Below are 14,755 nucleotides of genomic sequence, written 5' to 3' on the forward strand. Positions count from 1 at the left end.
ACCCCCGCGGTGTCTGAGTCCATGACACCCTCGCGGAGGACCGATGGATGAGTTCGACGACTTCGTTCGCGCCCGCGCCGACGAACTGCTGCGCCTGGCCTTCCTGATGTGCGGCGACCGGCACCAGGCCGAGGACCTGCTCCAGGAGGTCCTCGAACAGCTGTTCCTGCGCTGGCGGCGCGTCAACGAGCCGGAGGCGTACGCGCGGCGCGTCCTGGTCAACCGCACGATCAACCACTGGCGGTGGCGGCGCCGGCACCGGGAGGCGCCGCTCGACCACGCCGCCGAACCGCTGGTCGACGACCACGCCGCCGACGTGTCCAGCCGCGCCGAGGTGCTGCGCCTGCTCGGCACGCTGGGCGGCCGTCAGCGCGCGGCCGTCGTCCTGCGCTACCTCAACGGGCTGTCGGTCGCCGAAGTCGCCGACCTGCTCGGCTGCTCGGAGCCCACCGTACGCAGCCACACCTTCCGCGGCCTGGCCAAACTCCGCGAGGTCCTCCCCGAGGCCGCGCTCGTCCGCAACGGAGATCTCGATGGTTGACCACGAAGAGCGCATCAGCGCGACGCTGCGGGCGGTCAGCGACGACCTGCGCGCCCGCCCCACCCTCCTCGCCGAGGTCCGCACGGGCGCGCTGCGTCGGCAGCGGCGCCGTCGCGTCGCCGGTGGCGCCGCGATCGCCGCGGCCGCGGTCCTGGTCGCTTCGGCGGTCGCCGCCGGCGGCCTGCGGTCCGTCGCCGGTCCCGAAAGACCATTGGGGACGCACGTGAGCACGTCGCCCAGCCCGACAGCTTCGCGTTCAGCCGAGGTGGCAGCGCCGGGTACGTGCCGGATCGACCGCCTGCCCGTCCCCGAGGGGCATCCCCGCAGCCTGGTCACCGGCGGCGACCCCACCGGCCGGTTCCTGGTCGGACGGGCGTACGGCAGCACCGGCTTCGTGGCCAGGCACCCGCTGCTGATCTGGGACGACGGCGTGCCGACCCGGGTCGACATGCCCGGCGACGACGAGGCCTTCGACGACATCACCAGCACCGGGATGGCCGTCGGGTCAGCTTTCACCGGCCGCGACACCCAGAGCGCCTTCGTCTACCGCGACGGGAAGCTGACCCGGCTGCGGGCACCGGCGGGCAGCGTCCAGGCGCGGGCGGTCGCGGAGAACGGGACGATCGTGGGCAACCTCGGTGGCGGCTCCGAGCCGTACCAGCCGCTGGTGTGGAGCGGCCCCGACGGCGAGGCCCAGTTCCTCCCGCTCCCCGACGGCTTCCCGGAAGGGGAGACCGTCGACGTCGACGACGACGGCACGGTCCTCGCCAAGGTCAGCGTCGCGGGCTCGCGAGGTCCCGACGGCGGAGACCACGCCCACGTCTGGGCCCCCGACGGATCCGGCCGGCTCCTGCCGATGCCGGAGGTCGGTGGGAAGCCCGCGCAGACGTTCTGGCCGATCTCGATCCACGACGGCGTCGTGTTCGGCCGCGCCGCCAGGCCCATCGGCAGCGGCGGGGTCTCCTTCGACTCCTTCCTGTTCAACCTGCGCACCGGTACGTACACGCCGCTGACCCACGCGTTCGGGCTCGTCGGCACCAGCGAGGGCTGGATCGTCGGCCAGGAGTGGGACGGTCCGTTCGTCGCCGCACCGGGCGGCCGGGCCCCACTCCCGATGCTGGTACCGCTGAGCGAGGATCCCGTGACGCGCCTGATGAACATGGCCGTGCACATCAGCGCCGACGGCACGGTGATCGGCGGGCAGGCGGTCGACGACAAGAGCCAGATCCAGGCCGTTCGATGGCGGTGCACGAAAGTGGTGTGAGTCTTCTCGCCCCGGACGGACGCGGTGCGCGTAGCCCACAGCCGTGTGGGGTAAGGACGTTACGTGCTGCGTCCAGGAGAACTACTCAGTGACCGCTATCGACTCGACGCGTTCCTCGCCAGTGGCGGAATGGGTGAGGTGTGGCGCGCCACGGACGTCGTGCTCGGCCGCACCGTCGCGGTCAAGGTGCTGCTTCCGGCGCTCCTCACCGACGCGGCGTTCCTGGCCCGGTTCAAGGCCGAGGCGCGCATCCTGGCCGCGTTCCGCCATCCGAACGTGGTCGACGTCTACGACTTCGGCGAGAGCGAGCTCGACGGTCGGACCGCGGCCTACCTGGTGATGGCCTACGTCGACGGCGAGCCGCTGTCGCACCGGATCGCCACCGACGGCAGGCTGCCGGTCGTCGACACGCTCTCGGTGGTCGCGCAGGCCGCCGACGCGCTCGCGGCCGCGCACGTCGGCGGCGTGGTCCACCGCGACGTGAAGCCGGGCAACCTGCTGGTCCAGGCCGACGGCACGGTCGTCCTGGTCGACTTCGGCGTGGCCCGCTCGGCGGACATCACCGCGATCACCGCGGCGAACGCCGTTCCCGGCACGGTGCTCTACATGGCACCCGAGCAGGTGTCGGGCAAGCCGGTCGCGCCGACCACCGACATCTACGCGCTGGGCGCGGTGGGCTACCAGTGCCTCGCCGGCGTGCCGCCGTTCAACGGCGAGGCGCCGATGGAGATCGCGCTGCGGCACCTCAACGACGAGGTCCCGCCGCTGCCCGACGACACCCCGGAGCCGGTCCGGACGCTGGTGATGCGCTCCCTGGAGAAGGACCCGGCCGACCGCTACCAGTCCGCCGCCGAGTTCGCGGCCGCCGCCCGGGCCGCCGCCGCCGCGGTCGGCGGCACGGTGCCGGGCGCGGTGTCCACGACGCAGGTTGCCCCGGTGGCGCCGGTGGGGCAGGCGTCCGTCGGCACGCCCGCGCGCACCGCCGTCGACCTGCCGCCGGTGCCGGCGGGTGGCGGTTTCGCGCCGGGACGCGCCCGCACCGGCGGCCCGGAGTCCGACGGCCTCGGCGGACGCCGCACCGAGACGATGCCCGCCGGCTTCGACGACTCCACCGGCGGCCTGCGCGGAGCCGGCGTGGCGGGCGCCGCCGCCGTCGGTGCCGGCGCGGGCGTCGCGGGTGCCGGCCTGGCGGGACGCGCCGCACCGGTGAGCGGAGGTGCCGTCCCGGTGAGCGGCGGCGCCCCTCCCGTGGGCCCGGCCGGCGGGCCGGGTGGGCCGCGTAGGCGGATGGCCGCCCTGGCCGGTGCCGCCGCGCTGGTCCTCGCCGGCGCGGCGCTCGCCGCGGTGGTGGCGTTCACCTCCGACGACGCGCCGACCAACACCCCCGAGACCACCACGCCTACCGTCAGCACGAACCCGACCCAACCCACACAGACCACCACCGGTCGGCCGACGTCCACCGGCACCCGCGGCGGCACCCCGACCAACCCCGCCACCTCGGCACCGGCGGAGAACCCCGGGACCACCGATCCCACCACCGAGGCGCCGCCGGCGAGCGACCCGCCCACCAACGAGCCCGACCCGGGCGGAACCGGCGGCTCCCCCGGCGGCAACACCGGCGGCGGGAACACCGGCGGGAACACCGGTGGCAACGCGGGCGGCAACACCGGCGGCGGGGTCGGTGCCGGCGGCGAGGACGGGTCCGAGGTGGGCACCGACGGATAGCGCGGGCTCGCGGCTACGGCCGGAGCCGCCCCGCGCTCCGAGCCGCACGGGCCTCCTGGAACGGGAGCCGGTCGAAGATGAACCGGCTGTGGGCGATCCTCCCGTCGCGCACCGTCACCAGTTCGGCGGCCGGCGCGCTCGCGACCAGCGTGGTCGCCGAGTCGTAGACCACCACGGCCCGTTCCCCGTCGCCGAAGGCCGCCAGCACCTCGGCGCCGATCAGCATCTCGACGTACGGCTCCAGGAACGCGCGGTAGCCCGCGGCGCCCTCGATCCGGCCCGCCGGCGCGTCGAGCACCACGTCGTCGGCCACGTACGCCATCGCGGCACCGACGTCCCCGCCCGACCACGCCCTCTGGTACGCCAGTGCCACCCGTACCGCCTCGTCCATCGTCACTCCCATCCTCGATCCCCCTGCCGGTCCGATCTCTGCACCTGGTATCGACACCGGCCGGCCCCGATCCGGAACGGTCGTCACATGCGAGGATCCCGGGAATGACGGATGCGCTGCTCGCGCGGGCCCGGGCCGGCGACGCCGAGGCGTTCCGCGACCTGGTCGACCCCTACCGGGGCGAGCTGCGCCTGCACTGCTACCGGCTGCTCGGGTCGTTCTCCGACGCCGAGGACGTGCTGCAGGAGGTGCTCCTGGCGGCCTGGCGGGGCCTGGCGACGTTCGAGGAGCGGGCCAGCCCGCGCACCTGGCTGTACCGGATCGCCACCAACCGCTGCCTCAACGCCATCCGCGACGGTCGGCGGCGGATCCCCGTCGAGCCGGTGCCGCCGTTCGAGCCGCCGGAGCCGACCCGCCGGTCCGACGTCCCCTGGTTGCGGCCCTACCCCGAGTCGCCGGAGCTGCACGCCGCCCGGCGGGAGACGGTGGAGCTGGCGTTCGTGGCCGGGCTGCAGCGGCTCCCGCCCCGGCAGGCGGCCACCCTCGTGCTGCGCGACGTGCTCGGGTACACCGCGCCGGAGGTCGCCGACCTCCTCGACACCACCGAGACCGCGGTGAAGGGCACCCTGCAGCGGGCCCGCGCCACGATGACCCGCCTGCGGCCCGACCGCGAGCGGGTGGCGGCCGGCTCTGCGGAGGAGCGGCGGCTGTCCCGCCGCTTCGCCGAGGCGTTCGTCGCGGGTGACCTGCCCGGCCTGCTCGCCCTGCTCACCGACGACGCGTGGCTGGCCATGCCGCCGGCCCCGCACGAGTACCACGGCCGCGACGCGGTCGCGGCGTTCCTGCGGGTGGGCTGGGCCGCCACGACGAGCCGGCCCGACCTGGCGCCCACCCGCGCGAACGGCCAGCCCGCGTTCGCCTGCCACCTGTCCGGCAGGCCGGCCGGTCTCCTGGTCCTCACCTGTCACGAGGGCCGGATCAGCGGCCTGACCCGCTTCCTGGACGGCTCCGCGGTCAGGCGCGCATGACGGTCGCGATCGGGATCCGCGCGGCCCGGATCGCCGGGATCAGGCCGCCGAGGATGCCCGCGCACAGGCCGGCGATCACCCCGGCGACCCCGGCCTGCCAGGGGAACACGAGGTTGCGCAGCGCCGGTTCCTGGTTGCCTATCACGTCCGCGATCACCGGGATCGCCGCGGCCGCCAGCCCGATCGCGGCGCCCGCGGTGAGTAACCCGGTGATCAGCGTCTCGGCCAGCACGATGCCGGCCAGGAGTATTCGCGACATCCCCACCGCCCGGCGCAACGCGAACTCCTCGACGCGCTCCCCGACCGTCGCCAGGCCCACGTTCAGGATGCCGGCGACGCCGATGAGCAGCACCAGCGACGCCAGCCCGAGGAACACGTACCGCACGATCTGGATCTCTTTGCCCAGCTGCTTCTCGATGTCGACGGTCTGCACCCGGATCGCGTCGCCCGGCAGGCCGAGGCCGGCGAGCTTGGCGCGCAGCGCCGGCACGAGGTCGGCGGCCTCCGGGGTGAACAGCACCGTGATGTCGTAGAACGACCCGGAGCCCTGGGTGGAGTTCAGCGCGCTCTCGGGCAGCCAGTTCAGCAGCTCGTCGGCGCGCAGGTAGGCGCGCGGCTGGTATCCCGAGTCGTCCATGACGCCGACCACGCGCGGGGTGGTGTTGGCGATCGCGCCGTCGACGCGCATCTCGGCCGGCACCCGGTGCAGCGCGAAGCCCTCGGCGGCCTGCCGGTTGAGGACCAGCCGCGGCGCCAGCGACGGCGGCGAGGCGAAGTCGAGCCACTCCCCCGACTCGGCGCGGTAGGGGCGGAACTGGCGGATGTCGCCGGTCACCGCCATGAGCTCGACCTCGATGGCGGCACCGCTCGTCTCCCGCGGCGCGCTCTCGTCGACCCGGCAGTTGCCGGCCTCGTCGCAGATGATCGGCGGACCGCCGAAGTCGAGCGCCCGGCCGTTCTCGAACGGCGCCGCGCCCGGGTTCACCGGGCGCACGTTCGGCTCGCCGATGATGGCCCGGCCGAGGATCGCCGCGACCGCGCCCGTCCTGCCGCGCAGCTCCTCCAGGACGATCGGCACCGACCCGTTCATGTTGGGCAGGTTCATCACGATGGTGCCGTCGGGCCCCTCGGTCAGCTCGATGTTCGACCGCACGGCGGACTCGGCGGTCGACGCGGCGGCCTGCACGACGATCACCGCCATCACGCCCATGAACAGGCTGATCATCGACAGGAACGTGCGCAGCTTGCGGGCCCGGATGCCCTGGCCGCCGATGATCAGCGCGGACCGGAACCGCCCCCGGAACCGGATCACGAGCCCACCCCGGCCGGAAACTCCTGCGTCACCTCGGCGTTGGCCACAGGCTCGACGGGACGGTCGTCGTCGCCGACCTCGTGCAGCGTGCCACCGGTGAGCCGGAGCACGCGGTTCATCCGGCGCGCGTGGTCCCAGTCGTGGGTCACCAGGATCAGCCCGCAGCCCTGCCGGGTCGCCTCGTACAGCGTCGAGACGACGAGGTTGCCGGTCTCGGTGTCGAGCGCGCCGGTCGGCTCGTCGGCGAGCAGCACCTTCGGCTCGCGCACCAGCGCGCGGGCGATCGCGACCCGCTGCTGCTCGCCGCCCGACAGGCGGGGCGGCCGGTGCTTCGCCAGGTGCGCGACGCCGACCTTCTCCAACGCGGCCATCACCTTCGCCTTCCGCTTGCGGCGCGGCAGCCAGCCCTGCCCGTTGACCAGCGCCATCGCCACGTTCTGCGCGGCGGTGAGGTGCTTGAGCAGGAAGAACCGCTGGAACACGAACCCGAACTCGGCGCTGCGCAACGCCGCCGCCTTCCGCTCGGGGAGCCTGGTGATGTCGCGGCCGTGGAGGAGGTACCGCCCGCCGTCGGCGCGGTCGAACAGCCCGATCAGGCTCAGCAACGTGCTCTTGCCCGAGCCGGACCGGCCGAGGATCGCCACGCTGTCGCCGGCGTGCACGGCGAGGTCGACCCCGGTGAGGATCGGCCGGGGCTCCTTCTGGCCGCGCAGCGTCTTGGTGAGCCCGATCAGCTCGATCAGCGCCTGCGGGTCCGACGCCGTCACTTCTGCCCCGGAAGGCCGCCCGGACCGTTCTCGCCCGGCGCCGGCGTCGGCAGGTTCGGACCCGGCACCGCGATGTTCTCGTCGCCGGTGAGGCCCGACCTGATCTCGATGACCTTTCCGTCGGTGAGCCCGAGCGCCACCTCGCGCGTCTGCCGCTGGCCGTCGGCGCCGACGACGTCGACCTGGCCCTTGCCCTGCCGCCCGGCGACCGCCTCGACCGGCAGCGTCAGCACGTTCTTGGCCGACTGGGTCACCACCTCGAGCGTGGCGGCCGCGCCATTGATCATCTTGATGTCGGCCGCACCGGTGCAGGTGAGCCGCAGCCCGGTGGGCTCGGAGTTCTGCGAGTCGCCGGGCCCGCGCACGGGCGGCGGCGCGGCACTCGCCGACGACGACGCTGCCGGCGGCGGGTCCTCCGGCACGGTGCCGGCCGGCAACGCCGCGATCGTGCCGAGCAGCGCGCACGGGAACGGACCCGGTCCGTTCTTGATCTGCGCGACGACGCTGCCGGTGCTGCCGGCGATCTGGTACGCCTGCCCGCCGTCGAGGTCGGCCACGAGCGCGTAGCCGGCGAACTTGGCCGACACGACCGGCATGCCCACGGTCACGTCGGCGCGGTCGTCGACGAGCCGACCGGCGAACGCCGACCCCGCCGGAACCTCGATGTGGTGCGGCTTGTCGTCGTCGTCCCAGACGGTGGCGACCCGGGTCGACCGCGTAGGCGTGCGCGTCGGCGGCCGGACGTCGAGGTACCGGACCTCGCCGTCGACCGGCGAGACCAGCCCGTACAACGGATTCAGCACCACCTTGCCGGTGAGGCTCACCTTGTTGGCGAGATCGCGCCTGGTGGGCTTGACCACGGTCATCGCCGTGCCGCGGGCCGCGAGGTCGGGGGTCGGCGACTTCTCGTCGGACCCGCACGCCACCAGCGCCGTACCGGCCAGCAGCACGGCGGAGACGACCAGCGCGCGTCTCGTGAAAGGCAACGGGCACCCCCAGATCGCGGCCCCGCATCGGAGCACCAACCGGTTAGACGCCCGGACTGTAGCGGATGGTTGTCTATGGAAATGTGAAGCCCGGCCCCCGCCGGAGGCCGGGCTCCACCCGGCTATCGGCGGGCCCTCGCCGCCACGGAGTTCAGCATCGCCAGGTATCCCTGCGTGTAACCGGTGGTGTTCGGGTGGTAGGAGTCACCGATCGCGAGCAGGTTGAACCGGTTGATCCACGGCGACGTGCCGCACGCGCCGTGCCCGGTGAACGGCCCCCGCGCGTCCAGGTACGTGAACCCGGCCGCGGCGGCCCGCGCGCCGATCACGCCGCTGAGCACGTCGGCGCCGTTGTTCAGCGCGGTGCGCTTGGCCGTGCTGAGGTTGAACAGCCCGCACGAGCCGGTCGGCGAGATGAGCCGCGGGTAGCCGAGCACGACGACGCGCGCCGACGGGGCACGCGACCGGATCGCCGCGTAGGTGGCGTCGAGCTTGGCCGGCAGCGTCGTGTTCGTCGCGGTGATGCCCTGGTTGACGGAGTTGATGCACGCGCTGTCGTTGCCGACCGTGCAGTTGACCATCGTGTTGGCGAACCCGACGTCGTTGCCGCCGATCGTGATCGTCACCAGGTCGGTGTTCGCGGTGAGCGCCGACACCTGCGAGGCCAGGACGTCGTCGGTCGTGGCGCCGCCGCAGGCCACGAACGCGAACGACGACACCTGGTGGGTGGCGGCCCACTGCGGCGCGTAGCTGTTGTTGCTGCGGCTGCAGCCGCCGGACAGGTAGGGCGGCGCACCGGCGCCGGAGGAGTAGGAGTCGCCGAGCGAGACGTAGTCGACGGGTGCGGCGGCGGAGGCGGGTCCTGCGGTCACGGCGACGGAAATGGCCGCGGCGCCCACTGCCGCGGCCAGTCCCAGGAGACGGTGAACTTTCATCGTCCAGCTCCGTTCGATGGTGACGGGTACACATTGTCATCCATCGATTACAGGAGGGGAAGATACCGCGACCCCTATAGCTTCCAGCGCGGATCGGTACCCATCTTCAGGAGCTGGTCGAGCGTGAACACCGGCTCGTCGAGCGACTTCATCCGGGTGTTGTGCTCGCTGCCGTCGTCGGTGATCAGCGCGACCGTCGTGCCGTCGGCGCGGGTCACGTAGACGATGAACGCCATGCCACCGAACGACTTCTGGACGACCCGCAGGATCCTCTCGCCGTGGGGACCGGTGGCCTCGGCGCACTCACGGTTCGTCGCGACCCCCAGTTCGGCACATTTCGTCGACGCGGAGAACTCCGGTTCCCGACCGATGCCGATGTAGAAGTTGCCCGTGCCGCCGCGCACCGTCAGGTCGGCCGAGGCCTCGAACGTCGCCCCGCTGCGCGACACCGCCGACGCGCCGCTGCGCACCTCCAACGGCGCCCGGCCCGACCGGTCCGGCGCGGCGGTCGCACCCGGTGCGTACTGCTGCACCATCGCCTTCACGACGGCCGACAACTGCTTCTCCGCATCGGTCTGCGGCGTCAGCGAGGGCAGGGGCAACCGGCTGCCCGGCAACGACCCGTCCGGCGGGGATGTCGGGTCCAACGACCGCATCTCGTCCGGGAGGGACTCCGAGGCCCGGGCGGAGGGCGGTGCCGCGACGCCGCCCGGTCCCGGTCCCGGACCCGTGAACGCCACCGCGACCGCCGCGCCCAGCGCGACCACCGACAGCCCCGCGCCGCCGCCCACCGTGACGAGCCGCCGCAGCCGCGCCCGTCGGCGGCCCCGCGCCAGCAGCGAGTCGACGTCGAAGGACGCCGGTGGCGGCGGACCCATCTCCTCGTCCAGCCGTGTCTTCATGCCTCTACCCCCAGGGTCGCGATCGAGACGCGAAGGGTGTCGAGCGCCCTCGCGGTGGTGCTCTTGACGGTGCCGACGGACACACCGAGCGTCGCGGCGGTCTCCTCGACCGAGAGGTCGCAGTAGAACCGCAGCACCAGAACCGCCCGGCGGCGCTGGGGCAGCTGACGCAGGAGCTCCAGCAGCCGCCGGTCGTCGACCGGAGCGGGCAACGGCGCCGGATGGTCGGGGACCTCGTCGGTCGAGGACTCCCGCCGCCACGGCCGGCGCCGCTCGTCGAGCCACGAGCGCAGCAGGATGCGGCGCACGTACGCGTCGAGGTTGTCGGCCCGCTGCGCCCTCGACCAGTTCCGGTACAGCTTGAGCAGCGCGTTCGACACCAGGTCGTCGGCGGTGTGCCAGTCGTGGCACAGCAGGTACGCCATGCGGCGCAACCGGTCCATGCGCGCCACGACGTACTCGCGGTACGCCTCCTCGTTCACCGTCACACCCAGGGGACGGAATCGGCGGCCCCGCGGGTTGCTCGGTACCGTTCTCCCTCGTGAGCAGCACACGCCGGGTGCCCGAGACGAAACTGATGGGCGACGAGGATCTGTCGGCCGACGACGCGTGGCTCGCGTTGCGCCACTACGGCGGCTGGCACCTGGTGCACGACGCGTTCCTCCGGTTCCGCTACGGCGACGGGTTCAGCCACTCCCGCGCCCTCGGCCTGCAACTGTGCCTGGCCACGGTGCCGTTCCTCATCGCGCTCACCGGCCTGTCGAGCGACCTCGGCGTCGAGGAGGGCGGCAAGGTGGTCGCCGACGTCGTGCTCGAGCTCACGCCCGGCGCGAGCGACAGCGTGGTGAGCGACCTCCTCGGCGGCGACGAGACCACCGAGGACGCGGGTGAGGTCGCGCTCACGCTGGGTCTGATCACGGGCATGGTGGCGCTCAGCACGGCGATGGCGCAGATCGAACGCGGCGCCAACCGCATCTACGGCGTCGAACGCGACCGGCCGGCCCTCGCCAAGTACACCCGGGCGGTGATCCTCGGCCTCGTCGCCGGGCTGCCCGCGCTCATCGGGTTCCTGTTCCTCGTCGCCGGCGGACCGGTCGGCGACTCCATCGAGCGCCACTACCACTGGGGTGGCACGGCGCACACGATCTGGAACTGGGTGCGGTGGCCGGCCAGCCTGGCGCTCACCACGGTGAGCATCGGCCTGCTGTTCCGGCACTCCCCACGCCGCCGCCAGCCCGGCCTGTCGTGGCTGCTGTTCGGCGCGGCCGTCGCCACCGCGATCTGGTGGCTGATCAGCGGCCTGCTGGCGTTGTACGTGCGGACCAGCGACGCGTTCGGCGCCACGTACGGCGCGCTGACCGGCATCATGGCGCTGCTGCTGTGGGCGAATCTGACCGGCATCGCGCTGTTCCTGGGGCTGGCGTTCTCCGCCCAGCTGGAGGGCGCCCGGGTAGGAGCGCCCGACCCCGTCGAGGACGACGTGTGGCACCCCCTACCGGACGACGACAAGGCCTCGTGACGACCGCCGGCGGGTGACCGCGCAGTCGGCCCCCGGCGGGCGTCATCCCGGTGCGACGATGATCATCGGCGGCGGTTTCGCTCCTCTTTCGGCGGGCCGGTAGACCCTGTTCGAGGCGGTTCCCGGGGCCGGAACTCCGCACAGGGGGCGCACAGGAACCGCTCCGGTGGCACACAGGATCGGAGCGCACGGTGATGGGCATGACCGCACACGACCACGACGACCTTCACGACCGCGGCCTCCAGTTCGACCTGTCGACGTTGACCGGTCTGCTCCGCCGCCGCCGGCTGCTGGGCCTGTTCGCCGGCGCGGGTGCCGCCGCGGCCCTGGCCGCCTGTGGCGACGAGGCGACGCCGACCTCCGCCTCCCCGTCCACCTCCGCCCCGTCCGCTTCGGCGTCCACGCCGGCTTCCGGCGGCTCGTCGTACACCGAGATTCCCGAGGAGACCGCCGGCCCCTACCCCGGCGACGGGTCCAACGGCCCGAACGTCCTCTCCCAGAGCGGCATCGTGCGCAGCGACATCACCACGAGCTTCGGCTCGGGCAGCGGAACCGCCGCCGGGGTGCCGCTGACCATCAACCTCACCGTGCTCGCCCTGGACCGCGGCGCCGCCGCCTACTCCGGCGCGGCCGTGTACCTGTGGCACTGCGACCGCGAGGGCCGCTACTCGATGTACTCCGAGGGCGTGCAGAACGAGAACTACCTGCGCGGCGTGCAGGAGGCCAACGGCACCGGGCTGGTGACCTTCCGGACGATCTTCCCGGCGGCGTACTCGGGCCGCTGGCCGCACGTCCACTTCGAGGTCTACCCGACGCTGTCGGGCGCCACGTCCTCCGGCAACAGGATCACCACATCACAGCTGGCGCTGCCGGAGGCGGTCTGCGACGCGGTGTACGCCACCGACGGCTACTCCGCGAGCGTCCGCAACATGGAGCGCACGTCGCTGACCTCCGACATGGTCTTCCGCGACGGCTGGACCACGCAGCTCGCCACCGTCACCGGTGACGTCTCCTCCGGTTACGTCGCCAACCTGACGGTGCCGGTCTGAACCTTGCGCCTGATCGAGACCGACAGGATCGCGCCGATGATCGCCAGGCCGCCGGCCACGTACCAGGCCAGCGTGTACTCGCCGAGCCGGTCGCGCACGAGTCCCGCGCCGGCGGCGGCGATCGCGGCGCCGAACTGGTGCGACGCGAAGACCCAGCCGAACACCACCGGCCCCCGGTCGCCCCAGTACTCGCGGCAGAGCGCGACCGTCGGCGGCACGGTGGCCACCCAGTCGAGCCCGTAGAAGACGATGAAGACCACCATCGGCGCGGCCGAGGCGTTGAACAGCGTCGGCAGGATCAACAGCGACAACCCGCGGCCGGCGTAGTACACGCCGAGCAGGATGCGGCTGTCGACCCGGTCGGTCAGCCAGCCCGACACGATCGTCCCGACGATGTCGAAGAGGCCGATCAACGCGAGCAGGCTCGCGGCGGCGGTCGGCGCCATCCCGTGGTCGTGCGCCGCCGGGATGAAATGCGTGCCGACGAGGCCGTTGGTGGTCGCCCCGCAGATCGCGAAGCCGCCGGCGAGCAGCCAGAACGGCCTGGTCCGCGCGGCCATGGTGAGCGCGCCGACCGCCCGTCGGCCGGCACCCTCGGTCGGCGCCTTCGACGACGCTGACGATGTTGACGGCATTGACGGCTCGGCGTCGGCTTCCGCCCCATAGGGGCGAACTCCGACATCCGCCGGGTAGTCACGCAGCCAGAGAAGCACCAGTGGAACCACCGCGAGCGCGGCACCGGCGACCAGCAGCGACGCCGTCCGCCACCCGCTGTTCTCCACGATGACCGCGAGGACCGGGAGGAACACCAGCTGTCCGGCCGCGCCGGCCGCGGTCAGCACCCCGGTGACCAGCCCGCGCCGCTTGACGAACCACCGCCCGGTCACCGTGGCGACGAACGCGAGCGCCATCGACCCGGTACCGAGGCCCACCAGCACGCCCCAGAGCATGATCAGCTCGAAGCTCGACCGCATGAACACCGTGAGCCCGCTGCCGGCGCTGACCAGGAGCAGCGCTCCCGTGGTCACCTTGCGGACGCCGAACCGGTCCATGAGGGCGGCCGCGAACGGCGCGGTGAGCCCGTAGAGGACCAGGTTCACCGAGACGGCGGCCGAGATCGTGGCCAGCGGCCACCCGAACTCCTCGTGGAGCGGATGCAGCATGACCGACGGGGTGGCCCGGAAACCGGCGGCACCGACCAGTGCCACGAGGGCGACGCCGGCCGCGAGCCAGGCGGGGTGGACTCTTCTCACGGTTCCCCAGTGTCCCGATCAACGGTTGCCGCGAGGAGTGGCCCGTAGGCCATCATGCGCAATAATCGGGCCATGGCTCCTTCGCGTCACCGGGTCGCGGTCCTGGCCCTCGACCACGTGGTCGGGCTCGACCTCGGCACGCCGTCCCAGATTCTCGGTGCCGCCCGCGACCACGACGGCAACCGGTTCTACAAGGTGCGCACGTGTACCCCGGGCGGCGCTCCGGTGCGCAGCACGGCCGGCTTCACCGTGCTGCCCGACCACGGTCTCGACCTGCTCGAGGCCGCCGACACGGTGATCGTCCCGGGAATCCACGACGGCCCGCCGCTGCACTCCGGGGTGCTCACCTCCGAGGTGGCCGACGCGCTGACCACCGCACACGCGCGGGGCGCCCGGATCGTGTCGATCTGTACCGGCTCCTTTGTGCTCGCGGCCACCGGCCTGCTCGACGGGCGCCCCGCCGCCACCCACTGGGCCCACGCCGACCGCTTCGTCGGGCTGTTCCCGCAGGTCAAGCTCGACGCCGACGTCCTGTTCGTCGACGACGGAGAGATCCTGACCTCGGCCGGGGTGGCCGCCGGCATCGACCTGTGCCTGCACCTGATCCGCCGCGACCACGGCACCGAGGTCGCCAACCGGGCGGCCAGACGCTGCGTGGTGCCACCCTGGCGCGACGGCGGCCAGGCCCAGTACACCGAGCGCCCGGTCCCCCCGCCGACCAGCACCGGCACCGCCGCGACGAGGGAGTGGGCCCTGCGACGGCTGGGTGAACCGCTCACCCTGGAGCGGTTGGCGGCGCACGCCCGGATGAGCGTGCGCACCTTCACCCGCCACTTCCGCGACGAGACCGGGTTGAGCCCGGCCCAGTGGCTCCTGCGCCACCGCACCGACCGGGCGCGCGAGCTGCTCGAGTCCAGCGACCTGAGCGTGGCCCGCATCGCCCGCGAGACCGGCTTCGGCAGCGCCGCCGCGCTACGGCAACGCTTCCAGCAGGCGCTGGGGGTGTCGCCGCTGACCTACCGCCGCACCTTCGCCCCCCGCTGAACCCTCCTACCGAGGCCCTACGCTGACGCGCCACGCCGT

General features: G+C 73.1%; 15 protein-coding genes. 7 read left to right on the plus strand and 8 right to left on the minus strand.

What is annotated here, in order from left to right:
- Positions 1-43 precede the first annotated feature (43 nt).
- The 3 genes from Voc01_RS10960 to Voc01_RS10970 all read left to right on the plus strand — a co-directional run bounded on the left by Voc01_RS10960 (position 44) and on the right by Voc01_RS10970 (position 3,530).
- The gene (locus Voc01_RS10960; RefSeq protein ID WP_203927225.1) at positions 44-541 is read left to right on the plus strand and encodes a SigE family RNA polymerase sigma factor; all 498 of its coding nucleotides are present in this window, start codon (positions 44-46) and stop codon (positions 539-541) included.
- Complete coding sequence (locus tag Voc01_RS10965; protein ID WP_203927226.1) at positions 534-1,805, plus strand: hypothetical protein; 1,272 nt, start codon at positions 534-536, stop codon at positions 1,803-1,805. Before Voc01_RS10960 ends, Voc01_RS10965 begins: the two co-directional genes overlap by 8 nt.
- Before the next feature lie 63 nt (positions 1,806-1,868).
- Positions 1,869-3,530 (plus strand): serine/threonine-protein kinase, encoded by a 1,662-nt coding sequence (locus Voc01_RS10970; protein WP_203927227.1) that lies wholly within the window; start codon positions 1,869-1,871, stop codon positions 3,528-3,530.
- 13 nt (positions 3,531-3,543) lie between these two features.
- Here Voc01_RS10970 and Voc01_RS10975 read toward each other — a convergent pair whose 3' ends face one another.
- Positions 3,544-3,933, minus strand: a complete 390-nt coding sequence (locus tag Voc01_RS10975) for a nuclear transport factor 2 family protein (protein WP_203927228.1) — start codon at positions 3,931-3,933, stop codon at positions 3,544-3,546.
- Positions 3,934-4,025: 92 nt separating this feature from the next.
- Between Voc01_RS10975 and Voc01_RS10980 the strand changes: the two genes are divergently transcribed.
- A complete protein-coding gene (locus Voc01_RS10980; protein ID WP_203927229.1) occupies positions 4,026-4,949 on the plus strand; it encodes an RNA polymerase subunit sigma-70 in 924 nt (307 codons plus the stop codon).
- On the opposite strand, the gene Voc01_RS10985 is transcribed toward Voc01_RS10980, so the two are convergent.
- From Voc01_RS10985 to Voc01_RS11010, 6 genes are all read right to left on the minus strand, one after another.
- The gene (locus tag Voc01_RS10985) at positions 4,936-6,261 is read right to left on the minus strand and encodes an ABC transporter permease (RefSeq protein WP_203927230.1); all 1,326 of its coding nucleotides are present in this window, start codon (positions 6,259-6,261) and stop codon (positions 4,936-4,938) included. The genes Voc01_RS10980 and Voc01_RS10985 overlap by 14 nt on opposite strands.
- On the minus strand, positions 6,258-7,028 hold the full coding sequence (locus Voc01_RS10990) for an ABC transporter ATP-binding protein (protein ID WP_239160109.1): 771 nt from the start codon (positions 7,026-7,028) through the stop codon (positions 6,258-6,260). The genes Voc01_RS10985 and Voc01_RS10990 overlap by 4 nt, the downstream gene beginning before the upstream one ends.
- Positions 7,025-8,014 (minus strand): efflux RND transporter periplasmic adaptor subunit, encoded by a 990-nt coding sequence (locus tag Voc01_RS10995; protein WP_239160110.1) that lies wholly within the window; start codon positions 8,012-8,014, stop codon positions 7,025-7,027. The genes Voc01_RS10990 and Voc01_RS10995 overlap by 4 nt, the downstream gene beginning before the upstream one ends.
- Before the next feature lie 122 nt (positions 8,015-8,136).
- The gene (locus Voc01_RS11000; protein ID WP_203927231.1) at positions 8,137-8,949 is read right to left on the minus strand and encodes an SGNH/GDSL hydrolase family protein; all 813 of its coding nucleotides are present in this window, start codon (positions 8,947-8,949) and stop codon (positions 8,137-8,139) included.
- Positions 8,950-9,023: 74 nt separating this feature from the next.
- Positions 9,024-9,851 (minus strand): hypothetical protein, encoded by an 828-nt coding sequence (locus Voc01_RS11005; protein WP_203927232.1) that lies wholly within the window; start codon positions 9,849-9,851, stop codon positions 9,024-9,026.
- Positions 9,848-10,333: a SigE family RNA polymerase sigma factor gene (locus Voc01_RS11010; RefSeq protein ID WP_307781567.1), complete on the minus strand. Its 486-nt coding sequence runs from the start codon at positions 10,331-10,333 to the stop codon at positions 9,848-9,850. The genes Voc01_RS11005 and Voc01_RS11010 overlap by 4 nt, the downstream gene beginning before the upstream one ends.
- Before the next feature lie 59 nt (positions 10,334-10,392).
- On the opposite strand from Voc01_RS11010, the gene Voc01_RS11015 reads away from it, so the two are divergent.
- Together Voc01_RS11015 and Voc01_RS11020 are read left to right on the plus strand one after the other, a co-directional pair.
- Positions 10,393-11,370, plus strand: a complete 978-nt coding sequence (locus Voc01_RS11015) for a YihY/virulence factor BrkB family protein (protein WP_203927234.1) — start codon at positions 10,393-10,395, stop codon at positions 11,368-11,370.
- Positions 11,371-11,570: 200 nt separating this feature from the next.
- Positions 11,571-12,419, plus strand: a complete 849-nt coding sequence (locus tag Voc01_RS11020; RefSeq protein WP_203927235.1) for an intradiol ring-cleavage dioxygenase — start codon at positions 11,571-11,573, stop codon at positions 12,417-12,419.
- Here Voc01_RS11020 and Voc01_RS11025 read toward each other — a convergent pair.
- The gene (locus tag Voc01_RS11025; RefSeq protein ID WP_203927236.1) at positions 12,389-13,672 is read right to left on the minus strand and encodes an MFS transporter; all 1,284 of its coding nucleotides are present in this window, start codon (positions 13,670-13,672) and stop codon (positions 12,389-12,391) included. The genes Voc01_RS11020 and Voc01_RS11025 overlap by 31 nt on opposite strands.
- Positions 13,673-13,726: 54 nt before the next feature.
- Here Voc01_RS11025 and Voc01_RS11030 point away from each other — a divergent pair, with 54 nt between their 5' ends.
- Positions 13,727-14,716, plus strand: a complete 990-nt coding sequence (locus Voc01_RS11030; RefSeq protein WP_203927237.1) for a GlxA family transcriptional regulator — start codon at positions 13,727-13,729, stop codon at positions 14,714-14,716.
- Positions 14,717-14,755 lie beyond the last annotated feature (39 nt).

The sequence above is a fragment of the Virgisporangium ochraceum genome (assembly GCF_016863655.1).
Taxonomy (GTDB): domain Bacteria; phylum Actinomycetota; class Actinomycetes; order Mycobacteriales; family Micromonosporaceae; genus Virgisporangium; species Virgisporangium ochraceum.